This is a genomic window from Chromobacterium sp. IRSSSOUMB001 (genome assembly GCF_023507765.1).
Taxonomy (GTDB): domain Bacteria; phylum Pseudomonadota; class Gammaproteobacteria; order Burkholderiales; family Chromobacteriaceae; genus Chromobacterium; species Chromobacterium haemolyticum.
This window is the reverse complement of sequence record NZ_JALCYU010000007.1, coordinates 152,641-166,554: the sequence shown is the minus strand read 5'-3', so window position 1 is coordinate 166,554 and position 13,914 is coordinate 152,641. Positions and strand designations below refer to the sequence as shown.

At 62.0% G+C, this 13,914-nt stretch carries 14 protein-coding genes; 10 read left to right on the top strand and 4 right to left on the bottom strand.

What is annotated here, in order from left to right:
- The first annotated feature begins 228 nt into the window (after window positions 1-228).
- Together MOV80_RS11605 and MOV80_RS11600 are read left to right on the top strand one after the other, a co-directional pair.
- A complete protein-coding gene (locus MOV80_RS11605; protein ID WP_249605116.1) occupies window positions 229-1,017 on the top strand; it encodes a hypothetical protein in 789 nt (262 codons plus the stop codon).
- Window positions 984-2,912 carry a trypsin-like peptidase domain-containing protein gene (locus MOV80_RS11600; protein WP_181248054.1) on the top strand — a complete coding sequence of 643 codons (1,929 nt, stop codon included), beginning with the start codon at window positions 984-986 and terminating at the stop codon, window positions 2,910-2,912. The genes MOV80_RS11605 and MOV80_RS11600 overlap by 34 nt, the downstream gene beginning before the upstream one ends.
- 142 nt (window positions 2,913-3,054) lie before the next feature.
- Here MOV80_RS11600 and MOV80_RS11595 read toward each other — a convergent pair whose 3' ends face one another.
- On the bottom strand, window positions 3,055-3,987 hold the full coding sequence (locus MOV80_RS11595) for a LysR substrate-binding domain-containing protein (protein ID WP_019100641.1): 933 nt from the start codon (window positions 3,985-3,987) through the stop codon (window positions 3,055-3,057).
- Between the two features lie 193 nt (window positions 3,988-4,180).
- On the opposite strand from MOV80_RS11595, the gene MOV80_RS11590 reads away from it, so the two are divergent.
- The 7 genes from MOV80_RS11590 (at window position 4,181) to MOV80_RS11560 (ending at window position 10,120) form a co-directional block, all read left to right on the top strand.
- Entirely contained in the window at window positions 4,181-4,882 is a 702-nt protein-coding gene (locus MOV80_RS11590; RefSeq protein WP_118268237.1) for a pirin family protein, read from the top strand.
- A gap of 168 nt (window positions 4,883-5,050) precedes the next feature.
- A complete protein-coding gene (locus MOV80_RS11585; protein WP_198001592.1) occupies window positions 5,051-5,503 on the top strand; it encodes a DUF3224 domain-containing protein in 453 nt (150 codons plus the stop codon).
- Between the two features lie 22 nt (window positions 5,504-5,525).
- Window positions 5,526-6,773: a serine hydroxymethyltransferase gene (gene glyA, locus MOV80_RS11580; RefSeq protein WP_019100638.1), complete on the top strand. Its 1,248-nt coding sequence runs from the start codon at window positions 5,526-5,528 to the stop codon at window positions 6,771-6,773.
- A gap of 270 nt (window positions 6,774-7,043) precedes the next feature.
- Window positions 7,044-7,502, top strand: coding sequence for a transcriptional regulator NrdR (gene nrdR, locus MOV80_RS11575; protein ID WP_019100637.1), 459 nt, complete (start codon window positions 7,044-7,046; stop codon window positions 7,500-7,502).
- A gap of 58 nt (window positions 7,503-7,560) precedes the next feature.
- Entirely contained in the window at window positions 7,561-8,100 is a 540-nt protein-coding gene (locus MOV80_RS11570; protein ID WP_019100636.1) for a GNAT family protein, read from the top strand.
- 3 nt (window positions 8,101-8,103) lie between these two features.
- Entirely contained in the window at window positions 8,104-9,216 is a 1,113-nt protein-coding gene (ribD, locus tag MOV80_RS11565) for a bifunctional diaminohydroxyphosphoribosylaminopyrimidine deaminase/5-amino-6-(5-phosphoribosylamino)uracil reductase RibD (protein WP_249605115.1), read from the top strand.
- A 256-nt stretch (window positions 9,217-9,472) separates the two neighbouring features.
- A complete protein-coding gene (locus MOV80_RS11560; protein WP_107732782.1) occupies window positions 9,473-10,120 on the top strand; it encodes a hypothetical protein in 648 nt (215 codons plus the stop codon).
- A gap of 38 nt (window positions 10,121-10,158) precedes the next feature.
- On the opposite strand, the gene MOV80_RS11555 is transcribed toward MOV80_RS11560, so the two are convergent.
- The 3 genes from MOV80_RS11555 to MOV80_RS11545 form a co-directional block, all read right to left on the bottom strand.
- Window positions 10,159-10,593 carry a hypothetical protein gene (locus MOV80_RS11555; RefSeq protein WP_249605114.1) on the bottom strand — a complete coding sequence of 145 codons (435 nt, stop codon included), beginning with the start codon at window positions 10,591-10,593 and terminating at the stop codon, window positions 10,159-10,161.
- 851 nt (window positions 10,594-11,444) lie between these two features.
- Window positions 11,445-11,804, bottom strand: a complete 360-nt coding sequence (locus MOV80_RS11550) for an SH3 domain-containing protein (RefSeq protein WP_043590957.1) — start codon at window positions 11,802-11,804, stop codon at window positions 11,445-11,447.
- Window positions 11,805-11,859: 55 nt separating this feature from the next.
- On the bottom strand, window positions 11,860-12,249 hold the full coding sequence (locus MOV80_RS11545) for a hypothetical protein (protein ID WP_052052003.1): 390 nt from the start codon (window positions 12,247-12,249) through the stop codon (window positions 11,860-11,862).
- A 148-nt stretch (window positions 12,250-12,397) separates the two neighbouring features.
- Between MOV80_RS11545 and MOV80_RS11540 the strand changes: the two genes are divergently transcribed.
- On the top strand, window positions 12,398-13,891 hold the full coding sequence (locus MOV80_RS11540; RefSeq protein WP_043590959.1) for a carboxypeptidase M32: 1,494 nt from the start codon (window positions 12,398-12,400) through the stop codon (window positions 13,889-13,891).
- The last annotated feature ends 23 nt before the right edge of the window (window positions 13,892-13,914 follow it).

Below are 13,914 nucleotides of genomic sequence, written 5' to 3'. Positions count from 1 at the left end.
CAGCCTGCCATAGCCCGTGACCCTCACTCCCCGCCATCCAGACTGCAGCCAGCCAGGCTTGCCTCGCATTTGCCACCTTGGCGATGCGCTTATTCATACATTTTTCAAGATTGTCGATTGCTGAGTGACCGCGCTTTACCATGATCTAGCTTTGCCATAGGCAGGGCGATTCGGGTGGGCGCGCTCAGAAAATACATTTAGACCAGTGATTTTTATCATGGATAAAACATGTCTCAGTTAATATTTAAATTAAATATCATGGCGGGAGTACTGCTGTCCGCTGCTGCATTCGCCCAAGATCATGGGAACAATTCGCAAGCCGACCAGAAGATCTTGTCAGATGTTGCATTAAAAATGAACAAGCATGTGGTTCAGCGACAACTACTGCAAGCAGGCAGAAGCGCTCAATCAGGCGTTTATGCCGCTGAAACAAAGGTCGGCGCGCCGGGTATGGAATCGGTCACTCCCTACTTCTCCAAGATCAAGCTGCCGCCGCAGGCTTATATCGAAGTGTCCGATCCGGGTCAAAAAGAAGTGTATTTGTATGGACAGAAAGATTTTGGCGAGCTAAGAGATGGCGAGCTATTCGCCTCCGTATCCATTAGCGGCGAATATGCCCGCATCCGTATCATCTACCCCGCTGGGACGGCGCCTGGTCCCGACGATGCGGTGGTTCTAGAGCACTGGGAGAGCCCGCCGGAAAATTCAAATCGCAACATATCGAGCTATGCCATTATTGGGGGCAAGGATGAGCGCGAGCTGACCCCGTGTGTCACGGCAAAGAAGCCAGAATGGAATCATGCCAGCTTGGCCACCGTCCATATGGCGGCGGGTGGTTCGACGGGAACTAGTTGGTCCTTGGGGAATGACAATTTCATGGTGACCAACCACCATGTTGTGAATAATCAGGAGAACTTGAGTAGGGGGGAGAGGCTCGTTTTCAATACATCACCTCCGGTTGTAAAACCAGCGAACCCGCCCATGTGCTTAAAATCAAGCCGGACAAGCTGCTGGTAACAGGTGGGAGTGGTAGAAATGACTATACTTTATTTACCCTTGATGCTTTCGATTATCAGCATGCTAAGGTAAAAACCCTGTTTGGTGGTTTGGAACTGGATGTCAGGAATCCGACGCAGAATAGCCCGCTTTATATTCCTCAGCATGGCCGTCTTGAATTGCCGGAGGGGCGACGATATTATCAAACGATTGCTTATACCAAAGCCAAAGCTAACTGCAAAGTGACAGAAGTTGGTTCGACTATCGGACATAATTGTGACACCATGCCCGGTTCATCCGGCTCCCCCGTGGTGTCACAGAATAACGGCAAGGCGGTTGGCTTACATTATGCTGCGGGTAATGAGGTCAATAGAGCGGTTACCGCAGAAACCTTGTGGCAGGCCATTCAACCCTATGTCACCCCGCAGCAAAACCAGGCAGTGGTAGGCATGGGTAAGTTGAACTTGGCCCAAGTCAGTGTCAGCAAGGAACAGCTTCCAGTCTTGGGGCAGCGTTTCAGCGACATGCTGTCTTTTGAAGCCTTGTCCGGTCGCTGGCTGGGGCATGAAAAGACCTACACCAAGATTGCCGCCGCATCGCAAGACATTCAGAGTGGAAAAACCTATGAGATTGTTTACCGGGTCAGCCAGAGCGTGAATGGGCAGCACTACAATCTGCAACAAGCCATTGCGGGTAGTAAAACGCTGAGCGTCACTTATGTTGCCGGCGACAACCTGGATGTGTCGTCGCAAGGACCACACAAGTCTTGGCTAGGTTTTAAGGCCAAGGCGACCAATGGCGTGCTGGCCAACAACTATCTGATCAAAGTCAATAATACCATTCCGGGAAATGGTAATGACAATGGTGAACCCACGGTACCGCCTCAGGCGGAGATTTCTGGTCCGGCCGAAATTATGAAAGAAGAGGGGGGCGCCATCTTAAGCGCGGAGGCTTCCACTGGGGACAAGCTGAAGTACCAATGGAGCAACGATAGTCAATTATTGCTGCTACCCAATCAGGATAAAGTCATCGTGCATGCGGGCACGAGTGTTGCCTTGGGATGGCACCAGGTAAAACTGACCGTCACCGACAGCAAGGGCCGTAGCGCCACGGCTGTCCATGCCTTGCAGGTGAAGGGTGATGATGGCTATACGCCGCCCCAGGCCCGTATCAGCGGCGACGCGACGGTAAAGGCGGGGGAAACCCTGGCCTTGTCCGCGGAAAACTCCGTTGGCAGCGAACTGAAATACCTGTGGAGCAATAGCCACGGTTTGAAGTTTCTGCCTGGCAACCACGCCCAGAAAGTCCAGGTCATTGTGCCGGCGGGGGCTCAGGCGGGGCAGGTGTATAGCTTCAAACTGGCAGTCACCGACTCTCTGAATAAAAAGCATGAAACCAGCCATGCTGTCACCGTTAAGAAAGACATCAACGGCAATGCCCCGGTGGCAAGGATCAGCGGTGGCCAACCCAGCTATACCGCCGGGAAGAGCATTCGGCTGGATGGCGGCGGCTCGACCGGGCACAACGGCGCGCTCAGCTATCAGTGGACAGCGTCCCCTGCGCTGAATATGGGCAATACCAGCGCCAGCGCTGTCGCGTTCACCGCGCCGGATGTGAAGAAAGAGACGGCTTACCAAGTCACCTTGACGGTAAAGGATAAGGAGAACGGCAAGGAGCACCGCGTTAGCCACACGATGAGCATTAAGCCCAAAGAAGACGGCGGCAAGCCGCCGACAGGGGACAACTGGGATGCGGCCATGGTTTACAAGACTCCTTGCACCAAAGTGACTTACAAGGGCAAGGAATGGATGAACGGCTGGGAGATTCGGGGCATTGCACCGGGTTCGGATGGTCTGTGGGGCGCATGGCGTGAGCGTGGCGCGTCCAATATGCATGGCGCGTGCAAGGGCAAATAAGGCCGTGATGCTTAGCTTCGCATACGTTTAAGTCCCTTTGGGACTTGCCCGGCAGGCGTTAGCCTGCCGGGCTTTTGTCGTTGAAGCGCTGGACTGTCCATTCGGGCTTGTCAGCCTGCTATGACGCTTTGCCATCAAAGATTCAGCCTTCCGTTTCCTGCTGACGGCGCGCCCACGGCGCGCTGGCCAGCCGCGCCGCCAGATAGTCGATCAAGGCCTGCACTCGCGCCGGCCGGTTGCGGCCCGGCGGCGTCAGGATGTAAAGCGCAATCGGGTCCACCTGCCAATCCATCATCACGGTTTCCAGTTCGCCGGCCTGCACATCCTGCCAGGCCAGGAATTCCGGCTGAAGCGCCAGGCCCAGGCCGGCGCGCAGCGCCGGCGTCAATGCCTCGGCGTTGTTGACCCGCAGCGGCGAGGGCATTTCCAGCGCGAACTCGCCTTCATCCGCGTGGCGGAAGCGCCAGAACTGGCCGCCGGGCGCGTTGCTGTACAACAGCGCGCGGTGCTCGGCCAACTCGCGGGGATGGCGGGGCCGGCCATAGCGCGCGAAATACGCCGGGGAGCCCACCAGAAGGATGCGCACTGCGCACAGTCGGCGCGCCAGCAGGCTGGAGTCGGCCAGCGAGGCGATGCGCAGGGCCAGGTCCAGCCGCTTGGCCACCAGATCCACTTGCTCGTCGCTGAAGTGGAAATCCAGCTCCACGTCCGGGTGGCGGGCCATGAACTCCGGCAGCAGCGGCGCCAGGTGGGACAGGCCGAAGGACATCGGTGCGGTCACCCGCACCGCTCCGCGCAGGCTGGTGGATTGCTCGGCGATGTCCGCTTCCACCGCCTCGCCCTCCGCTAGGATGCGGCTGGCCCGTTCCAGCGAGGCGTGGCCGGCCTCGGTCAGCGCGATGCGGCGCGAGGTGCGGTGGAACAGCATGGTCTTCATTCGGGCTTCCAGGCGCGTGATGGCTTTGGACACCGTGGCCTGGGACAGCGTCAGTTCCGCGGCGGCGCGGGCGAAGGAGCCGCATTCCGCCACCTTGGCGAAAATCGCCCAGGCTTCCAGGTCGGGGAGTCGTTTCATATTAGGGTGGACGGCGGGTTAGATTGATTCCAATTTTAATGCTTGAATAACATTGTTACGCATTCAAGATTTCAAAAATGGAAAGAATGCTATTCGATTCGCCTAGTTAACAGCCTTGGGACCGTTACGTATAGTGGCTGCATCAGACGCGTCGCCGTGCAGGCGGCGCCTCGCCACAATACGGGAGGACCGCATGATAGAACATCGCTCTTTCGCCAGCCTGGGCGGAGCCCACCATGGCTGGTTGGACGCCAAACACCATTTTTCCTTCGCCGAATACCATGACCCGGCGCGCATGCACTGGGGCGCGCTGCGGGTGTGGAACGACGACACCATCGCGCCGGGCACCGGCTTTCCTCCACATCCGCATGCGGATATGGAAATCATCACTTATGTTCGTGAAGGCGCGATCAGCCACCGTGACAATCTGGGCAATCAGGGCCGCACCGAGGCCGGCGACGTGCAAGTGATGAGCGCCGGCAGCGGCATCGTCCATTCCGAATACAATCTGGAAGCCGTCGACACCCGCATTTTTCAGATATGGATCCTGCCGGAGCGGCGCGGCGGCGAGCCGTCCTGGGGCAGCAAGCCTTTTCCCAAGGCGGGCCGCTCCGGCGTCTTCGTCGCGCTGGCCAGCGGCATGGACGGCGACGAGCAGGCCTTGCCCATCCGCGCCCACGCCCGGGTGCTGGGGGCGACGCTCAAGGCCGGCGAAAGCATCGACTACCGGCTGGGCGCAGAGCGCCGCGGCTATCTGGTGCTGGCCCGCGGCCGGGCGGAGGTCAACGGCGTGGCGCTACAGGCCCGTGACGGCGCGGCGATTAAGGACGAGGCGCTATTGCGCATCGTCGCCGGCGAGGACGCCGAGCTGATCCTGGTGGATAGCCGCGAGTGAGAGGGCGCGCATTCCGGGCCGGCTGCGCTATCATGACAAGCGACTGCCGCGCTCGAGGCGCCCGCCTTGAGGACAGATGATGAAAGCCACCGCCAGCGGTCGTTTCGACGTCAAGCTCGCCCCGGATCCCTTGAGCGAGACCGCCGCCGCCAGCGGTCTTGGCCGCCTGTGGCTGACAAGCGCTTTCACGGCGATCTGGACGCCGTCAGCCAGGGCGAGATGCTGAGCTTCCGCAGCGCGGAGCCGGGTTCGGCCGGCTATGTCGCCATGGAGCGGGTGCAAGGCAACCTGCACGGCCGCAAGGGCGGCTTCGTGCTGCAACACAGCGCCACTATGACGCGCGGAGCCGCCGAGCAAGCCATCATGGTGACGCCGGATTCCGGCACCGGAGAACTGAGCGGAATCAGCGGCCGCCTGCGCATCACCATCACCGCCGGCGAGCACTTCTACGATTTTGATTACACCCTGCCCGGACAAGCGGTTCAAAGCCGGCTGCGCACTGGCTCGCAAGATTTTGAACTGGTTGCGCGCATCTGGAGAGGCCCGTTTTTCCCTTCGCGGCAATTGCTTCACGTTAAGGTTTTCGCCTCGGCATTTCGTGTAGAATGCCCGCATCGTTAACCCTTTGATGGATGAGTCAAAGATGTTCGCTGCTGACCAGACGATTGCCAAATTCGACCCCGAACTCGCCGCCGCCATTGCGGCCGAGTGTCAACGCCAGGAAGATCACATCGAGTTGATCGCCTCGGAAAACTACACCAGCCCCGCGGTGATGGAAGCCCAGGGCTCCCAACTGACCAATAAGTACGCCGAAGGCTACCCGGGCAAGCGCTTCTACGGCGGTTGCGAGCATGTGGACGTGGTCGAGCAACTCGCCATCGACCGCGTTAAGCAGCTGTTCGGCGCGGAATACGCCAACGTGCAGCCGCACTCCGGCAGCCAAGCCAACCAGGCGGTGTACTTCTCCATTCTGAAGCCGGGCGACACCGTGATGGGCATGAACCTGGGCCACGGCGGCCACCTGACCCACGGCTCCCCGGCCAACCTGTCCGGCAAGATGTTCAACATCGTTGCTTACGGCCTGAACGACAAGGAAGAAATCGACTACGACGACATGGAACGCGTAGCGATGGAAACCAAACCCAAGCTGATCATCGGCGGCGCTTCCGCTTACGCCTTGCGCTTCGACTTCGAGCGCATGGGCCAGATCGCCAAGAAATGCGGCGCTTACTTCATGGTGGACATGGCGCACTACGCAGGGCTGATCGCCGCCGGCGTCTACCCGAACCCGGTGCCGTTCGCCGACTTCGTGACCTCGACCACCCACAAGACCCTGCGCGGCCCGCGCGGCGGCATCATCCTGGCCAAGGCCGAGTTTGAGAAGAGCATCAACAGCAATGTGTTCCCGACCCTGCAAGGCGGCCCGCTGGAGCACGTGATCGCCGCCAAGGCGGTGGCCTTCAAGGAAGCTCTGCTGCCCGAGTTCAAGGTGTATCAGGAGCAAGTGCTGAAGAACGCCTCCATCATGGCCAAGACCCTGGGCGAGCGCGGTGTGCGCATCGTATCCGGCCGTACCGAGAGCCATGTGTTCCTGGTGGATCTGCGCGCCAAGGGCCTGACCGGCAAGGCCGCCGACGCGCTGCTGGGCCGCGCTCACATCACCGTGAACAAGAACGCGATTCCGAACGATCCGGAAACCCCGTTCGTGACCTCCGGCATCCGCATCGGCTCCCCGGCCATCACCACCCGCGGCTTCAAGGAAGCCGAAGCCATCCAGGTGGCCAACTTGGTGGCGGACGTGCTGGACAACCCGAACGACGACGCGCTGATCGCCCGCGTAGCGGAGCAAGCCACCGCGCTGTGTCACCGTTTCCCGGTGTACTCCAAATAAGCCGCGCTTGCCTCGGCCGTAGAACGTGTTTACGATCTCGCGAGCTAAGGCGAGACAAGGCGAAAATGACTGAGAAAGCGGAATGTACAAGTGGTACATGAGCATTTCGAAGCCGTTTTCAACGCGGTATCGCCGACGCGCAGCAGATCGTAAACAGGTTCTTAAAAAGACGCCCCTAGGGGCGTCTTTTTCATGGGTGGACGATAGCGGCATTAACTTGACCGCGCATTGCTGATAACATCCATACATTGGAACCCTTAGGATTAAGTCATGAAATGCGCGTTCTGCGGCAATGCCGATACTCAGGTAATCGACTCCCGCGTCAGTGAGGACGGCAGCAGCATCCGGCGGCGGCGGCGCTGCCCGGTGTGCGAGAAGCGTTTCACGACCTTTGAAACCGCCGACGTGCGCATGCCGCAGGTGGTGAAAACCGCCGGCCATCGTTCGGAATTCGATATCGAGAAAGTTCGCACCAGCTTCCTGCGCGCGCTGCACAAGCGCCCGGTGCCCACCGCGCTGGTGGACGAAGCGATAGACCGCATCTGTCACAAGTTGCTGCAACTGGGCGAGCGGGAAGTGTCCAGCCGCGAGATCGGCGAAATGGTGATGAACGAACTGGCCCGCCTGGACAAGGTGGCCTATGTGCGTTTCGCCTCGGTCTACCGCAGTTTTCAGGACGTGTCCGAGTTTTCCGACGCGATCAAGGAAATCCAGAAGTCTTCGCATTGACCTCCCGGCGGGAGGCTGGAGTAGACTGCTCCATTCTTCCGTCATTGCGGGTGCCTGCATGTCTGAACCCCTGCCTGCCCATGTTTCGCTGAGCGCGCCTGAGCTGTCCGACGCGCCGGCGCTGTTCGCCTTGATCAACGCCAACCGCGACGCGTTGCGGCCATGGATGCCGTGGGAGCCGCTGACCCGTTCCGAGGCCGACTCCCGCGCCTTCCTGGAATCCGCCGCCGTCGGCCGTCAGATCGGCAAGGCCTATACTTGGCTGGTGCTGCGCGGAGGCGAACTGGCCGGCGTCTGCGATCTGCACGCCATCGACGCCTTGAACGGCCACGCCTTTGTCGGCTATTGGCTGGACAGCCGCCAGGTGGGGCAGGGCGTGATGCAGGCGGCGCTGCGCCTGCTGCTGGCCGAGGCCTTCGGCCCGCTGGGCCTGCACCGGGTGGCGATAGACGCGGCGGCGGACAACCGCCGCAGCTGCGCGGTGGCGGAACGGCTGGGCTTTCGTTACGAAGGCGTGCTGCGCGAGTATTTGTTGTTGCAGGGCCGCTATTGCGACGCCAGGCAGTACAGCCTGCTGGCTCATGAATGGACGTGTTGAACCATGAATTATTCCGCCGATGACCATCGTTACATGCAGCGCGCGTTGCGGCTGGCCGCCGCGGCCACCCGCCGCGCCGCGCCCAATCCGGGTGTGGGCTGCGTGCTGGTGCGCGACGGCGCGGTGATCGGCGAGGGCGCCACCCTGCAGGTGGGCGGCGATCACGCGGAAATCCAGGCGATCAAGGACTGCCTGGCGCGCGGCCTGTCCCCGCGCGGCGCCACCGCCTATGTCACGCTGGAACCCTGCAGCCACCACGGCCGCACCCCGCCGTGCGCGCGGCGCCTGATCGACGAAGGCGTGGCCCGGGTGGCGGCGGCGATGGTGGACCCCTACCACGAAGTGGCCGGCCGCGGCCTGGCCATGCTGCGCGCCGCCGGCGTCGACTCCGACGCCGGGCTGATGGAGGCGGAGGCGCGGCAAGTGCATCGCGGCTTCCTGTCGCGCGTCGAGCGCGGCCGCCCCTGGGTCACGCTCAAGGCCGCCGCCACGCTGGACGGCAAGACCGCCTTGCTCAACGGCCGCAGCCAGTGGATCACCGGCCCGGAGGCGCGACGCGACGTGCATCGTCTGCGCGCCGAGCACTGCGCGGTGCTCACCGGCAGCGGCACCGTGCTGGCCGACGACCCGCAACTGACGGTGCGCGAAGTCCCTTGCGAGCGCCAGCCGCTGCGGGTGGTGCTGGACAGCGCGCTGCGCACCGCGCCGGAGCAGCGCATTTACCAGGACGGCGCCACCTTGCTGGCCACTGGCGATCACCAGGCCGCGCTGCTGCAACCCTACCGCGCCGGCGCGGAGATCCTGACCCTGCCGCGACAGGCCGATGGCCATGCCGATCTGCCGGCCTTGCTGGCCGCGCTGGCGCAACGCGGTGTCAATATGCTGATGGTGGAAGCCGGCGCCGGCCTCAACGGCGCGATGCTGCGCGCCGGGCTGGTGGACGAGATCGTGCTCTACCTGGCGCCGTCGCTGGCCGGCGACGCCGCGCGCGGCCTGTTCGCCTGGCCGCCCTTGGAGGACCTGGCGGACAAGCAGCGGCTAAGCATCCGCGACGCGCGCATGGTGGGCGCGGATTTGCGCCTGAGCCTGACGCCGGCCCCCCTCTCGCCGCGTTGAGAACGGCGACCCCCTGATACTGCATTGCGCCGACTGGCCGTATTCAAGCACGGCCCGCGTCGGCGCGCCTTGTCTCCGCCGTGAAGCTGGTTTTCTTGGCCGCTCTTGGGAAAACGCCAGCGCCGCTGTGAATCCCGTCTGGAGTCTGCAACATTTCTGTCCGAAAATAAGAACAGTCCGCCCGTAGTGCCGAAGAGCGCGAGCGGCGAGGGGAAGGGTAAGACCGGAACGACATTCGGGAGGGCTGGGGAAGGGCATGAGCGATTTGAAGGCGGCGCTGGAGGCTTATATGCGATTGCTGGCGCGTCAGGGCGCGCCGGCCCAGGTCGTGGACGAGCGGCGTCGCATTCTGGAACTGCTGCTGCCCTGGCTGGACGGCGCCGAGCGCAGCGCGGAAGGCTTCCGCGGCCCTTGTGAACGTTTGCTGCAGACCTGTGCGCCGGACGAGCAGGTGCTGGCGCTGACCTGTACTCGCGAGTTCTATTATTTCTGGCTGGGCGATACCAAGAAAGTGGTGGAGATCACCGCGCGCAGCGGTTTCTCGGTGCGCAATGTTCGGGTATGGCTGGAAGCGGATTGGGAAAGCTTGCTGACGCGGATGGAGCGCGACGGTTTTTCCCGCTTTCCGCCGTCGCTGGGCCTGTACCTGGGCAAGCTGTTCGAGGACGGCATGTCCGAGCCGGACATCCATCTGCGCGAGCGCCTGCTCAAATCCCTGCTTTATCTATTGGACGGCCAGCCCATCCAGGGCGACAGTTTCCGCATGATGGTGGACGCGGTGCTGCTGCATCTGCGCGAGGCGGAGCTGAAAAACACCTTCCTGATGCTGGTGCGCGAGTATTTCTATTACTGGCATCAATTCCCGCAAGCCCAGGCGCGCAACGCCGGCCAGCCGGCGGCTTGAGGCGGGAAGGCGAGCCTTCCCGCTTGCTGCGAACCATCTTAGCTATTGCACGACGGCGCCTTGCCTTCCAGTTCCGACTTCTGCGTTTGCGCCTGCTGTAAGGCGTGCACGCTGTCCACATGGGCGTACACGTCGCAGCGCAGCGCGCCTAGCGCCATCAACTGCTCGGCATAGCTGAAAAAGCCCACCCAATAACCGCGGGCGTGGCCGGGGTCCTTGAAATCCACATCGCGGGCGATCTTGCCGAGCAGTCCCTGATTCAGCCTATGCGGCTGGTCCTTGAAGAACTGGGCCAGGTGGGCGGCGCATTCGCGGCCATAGGCGCAGGCGTCGACATAGTCGTCGGCGGGCGGCATCTGCCAGTGATGGGGCTGGCCGCGATGCGGCAGATAACGGACGAAGGGCAGTTGGGTCGCCTGGTTTGCGTGGGGCTTGAGCCGGTAGAAACGGCGAGGGGGTAGGGTTTGGGACATATTGTTGCTCCTGCATTCTGCTACGTGAGATCAACCCACTTCCCGGTTCCAATCGGGATTGGCGGGCACGAGACTGCAAGGTTGGAACACCGACCACGTACGAAATCGGCACGGCAAACGCCGTCCTTGCTGTCCGCGCCCGCCTTATGGGCGTGCAGACTGCATGAACAATGGCCGCAAGAGCGGCCAGTTCGCCGTACGTGTAGATGGGGTTCCAAACCCAGTGCCGGTATTCGGCCGGCACCGCGCTATTGTGGCGGCAGAGGTGGGAGGGGTCAAGGCGGCGGGGTGGGGGAGGATTTGGGACACAAGACTGTCGTTTGGAACCCGACCTCCAAGGTTAGTCGGCACGGCTAGGCCGTACGGCAGCTTGTGCCCCTAGGCCAAGCTAAAGGATGGCTGCGTGGAGGGCAAGCTAGCGCCATCGGTTGAAGCCAGGGAGTTATCGGCTATATAGAGACGTTTACCAAGCGGCCTGTTCATGATCTGTACTAGGTTTGAATCCGCTGCGCGGATGATGATTTTCATTGCCGGGGCTGCCCGGCGGGCAGAGAAAGGATATTTGCTTGGCCAAATATCCTCTCCACTCCTAAAGGCCACCCTGCAAGCCTGGCCTACGGCTTCCCGCTGGGGCCCGTCAGGCCCGAGGCGCGGCTGAACTCTCTACGTGCGAATCTTCGATTCGCTCAGTGATAATTTGCTAACGTCAAATCGCTCAAACAGGGCAGCCGCTTAAGACCTCGGGCCTGCCACCCAACGGCAGGCTTGAAGGGACCCGGGGCGAGTCGGATACTTGGTTTCCTGCGTATCTAACCCCCAGCGTATTTGCAAAAAAGAACGTAAATAGATCCTTACTGCGCTTTCAGGATATTAAGCGGCACCCAGCCGAATGCCTCGCCATCCAGCCGGCGACACCACAACCAGCCGTTCAGGGTTTTCGAACCGAGCAGCCGTTCGCCCGCTTGGATAGCCAGCTCCTGGGTGGAGAAGCTTTCAAGGGCAAACGCTTTGCCGTCGATGTATTCGATCAGTTGGCCGGGCACCCAGCCCCCGGCGGCTTGCTCCGGCGTTTCGCAGAAGTACCAGTTCTCCCAGCCTTCCAGGCCCTCGTACCTTTCGCCTACCCGAAGCGGGGCGCCCTTGGCCAAGCGTATGGGGTCCGTGTGCTCCGGTGTGTGGCCCCGCAGGGCGATATAGCTCTCAACAGTCATGGCGTCTCCCTTGGTTTCCGTCCCTGCCGACGATCTTGGCCATGGCTTCCGCCGATCAGGCCGGTTGCGCGGCTTCCAGCCTGGCCCAGCCCGGCAAGCCCACGCGCCAGGCCGGCGGCGCTTCGGCGCTGGCCCAGTATTCCTCGATCTGGCTGATCAGCCCGTGCTCCAGCGTGAATAGCGAGTTGGCGAAGAAGCGCGACTCGCCGTGGTCCACCTGCGCCACTACATGCCAGCGGCCGTCTGCCAGCAGATTGTCTTGCAGCAGACGGATGCTCCAGCCCTCCGGATAGACGCGGTTGACGTGGACGATGGCGTCCGCGCCGCGGAAGCACTCGCCGCTGCAATGCCACAGCATTACGGCGTCGTCGCGCAGCAGGCGGCGCGCGCGCTCCCAGTCGCGGTCCTGGTAGGCGAGAAAGAGTTGGGCGGCGATGGATGGCATGAATTTACCTCATGCTTGTCATGGAGAGTTGATAATGTACAAAATCAAAATGCTTGTCAATACGCGGCTTTGGCGGGTTTTGGGGCGAAAGTTGTCAGATCAAATAGTCTGATGGCATCATGCTTTTACGACTAGATGAGGAGACAAGATGGCACACACATCCGCCTACCAGGCATTGACCCACACTTTCGCTCGCCTGCACCGTTTTGGTCACCTTGGCGCCATCGCCGGCTGGGACCAGGCGGCGATGATGCCGAGCAAGGGCAACGACGCCCGCGCCGCCGCGCTGGCGGAGCTAGGGGTGCTAACCCACGGCATCATCACCGCGCCGCAGTTGAAGGAGCAGCTGGACGCGGCGGAGCAGGAAAACCTGGACGAGCTGCAACGGGCCAATCTGCGCGAGATGCGCCGCGAATGGGCGCAGGCCAATCTGCTGCCGGCGGCGCTGGTGGAGGCCAAGACCCTGGCCGGCGCACGCTGCGAGCACGCCTGGCGTAGCCAGCGCCCGGCCAACGACTGGAAGGGTTTTCTGGAAAACCTGCGCGAGGTGGTCAAGCTGTCGCGCGAGGAGGGTCGTCTGCTGGCCGAGGCCAGCGGCGGCAGCCGCTATGACGCGCTGATGGACAAGTACGAGCCGGGGATGAAGAGCGCGGAGATCGAGCGCATTTTCGCCGAGGTGAAATCCTGGCTGCCGGGCCTGATCGACCGCGCGCGCGCCAAGCAGGCGTCGGAAACGGTGATCGAGCCGTTGGGGCCGTTCGCGGTGGAGCGGCAGCGCGCGCTGGGCGTGGAGGCGATGAAACTGCTGCGCTTCGATTTTGATGGCGGCCGGCTGGATGTCAGCAGCCATCCCTTCTGCGGCGGGGTGCCGGAGGATGTGCGCATCACCACCCGCTACCGCGACGATGATTTCGTCCAGAGCCTGATGGGCATCGTCCACGAAACCGGCCACGCCCGTTACGAGCAGAACCTGCCCAAGGACTGGCTGGAGCAGCCGCTGGGCCGCGCGCGCTCCATGGGCATCCATGAAAGTCAGAGCCTGTCCTTCGAGATGCAGCTGGGCCGCAGCCCGGCCTTCCTGCAGTTGATCGCGCCGCTGATCCGCAGCCATTTCGGCGAGCAACCTGCGTTTGCGCTGGAGAATCTGCAGTGTCTGTACAGCCGGGTGCAGCCGGGCTTCATCCGCGTGGACGCGGACGAGCTGTGCTATCCGGCGCATGTGATCCTGCGCTTCGAGATCGAGCGCGCGCTGATGGACGGCGAGATCGAGGCCGAGGACATCCCGGCGCTGTGGGACGAAAAGATGATGGCCTATCTGGGCGTGGACACCCGCGGCAATTACACCAACGGCTGCATGCAGGACATCCATTGGACCGACGGCGGTTTCGGCTATTTCCCCAGCTACACGCTGGGTGCGATGTACGCGGCGCAGTATTTCGCCAGCCTGCGCCGCGCTGAACCGGAGCTGGACGCGAAGGTGGCGGCCGGCAATCTGGAGCCTATTTTTGATTGGTTGAACGCCAATATCTGGAGCCAAGGCAGCCGTTGGAGCACGGACGAACTGGTGCGGCGCGCCACCGGAGAGACACTGAACCCGGCGCACTTCAAGGCGCATCTGGAGCGGCGTTATCTAGGCGTGTGATTGGGTAGGTCAATCATGAAAAG

Excerpts from the sequence above, each read along its gene's own strand:
- MOV80_RS11590 (WP_118268237.1), top strand. The coding sequence starts at position 4,181 with ATGATAGAACATCGCTCTTTCGCCAGCCTGGGCGGAGCCCACCATGGC.
- ribD (WP_249605115.1), top strand. The coding sequence starts at position 8,104 with ATGAATTATTCCGCCGATGACCATCGTTACATGCAGCGCGCGTTGCGG.
- MOV80_RS11560 (WP_107732782.1), top strand. The coding sequence starts at position 9,473 with ATGAGCGATTTGAAGGCGGCGCTGGAGGCTTATATGCGATTGCTGGCG.
- MOV80_RS11555 (WP_249605114.1), bottom strand. The coding sequence starts at position 10,593 with ATGTCCCAAACCCTACCCCCTCGCCGTTTCTACCGGCTCAAGCCCCAC.
- MOV80_RS11595 (WP_019100641.1), bottom strand. The coding sequence starts at position 3,987 with ATGAAACGACTCCCCGACCTGGAAGCCTGGGCGATTTTCGCCAAGGTG.
- MOV80_RS11605 (WP_249605116.1), top strand. The coding sequence starts at position 229 with ATGTCTCAGTTAATATTTAAATTAAATATCATGGCGGGAGTACTGCTG.
- nrdR (WP_019100637.1), top strand. The coding sequence starts at position 7,044 with ATGAAATGCGCGTTCTGCGGCAATGCCGATACTCAGGTAATCGACTCC.
- MOV80_RS11545 (WP_052052003.1), bottom strand. The coding sequence starts at position 12,249 with ATGCCATCCATCGCCGCCCAACTCTTTCTCGCCTACCAGGACCGCGAC.
- MOV80_RS11570 (WP_019100636.1), top strand. The coding sequence starts at position 7,561 with ATGTCTGAACCCCTGCCTGCCCATGTTTCGCTGAGCGCGCCTGAGCTG.
- glyA (WP_019100638.1), top strand. The coding sequence starts at position 5,526 with ATGTTCGCTGCTGACCAGACGATTGCCAAATTCGACCCCGAACTCGCC.
- MOV80_RS11540 (WP_043590959.1), top strand. The coding sequence starts at position 12,398 with ATGGCACACACATCCGCCTACCAGGCATTGACCCACACTTTCGCTCGC.
- MOV80_RS11550 (WP_043590957.1), bottom strand. The coding sequence starts at position 11,804 with ATGACTGTTGAGAGCTATATCGCCCTGCGGGGCCACACACCGGAGCAC.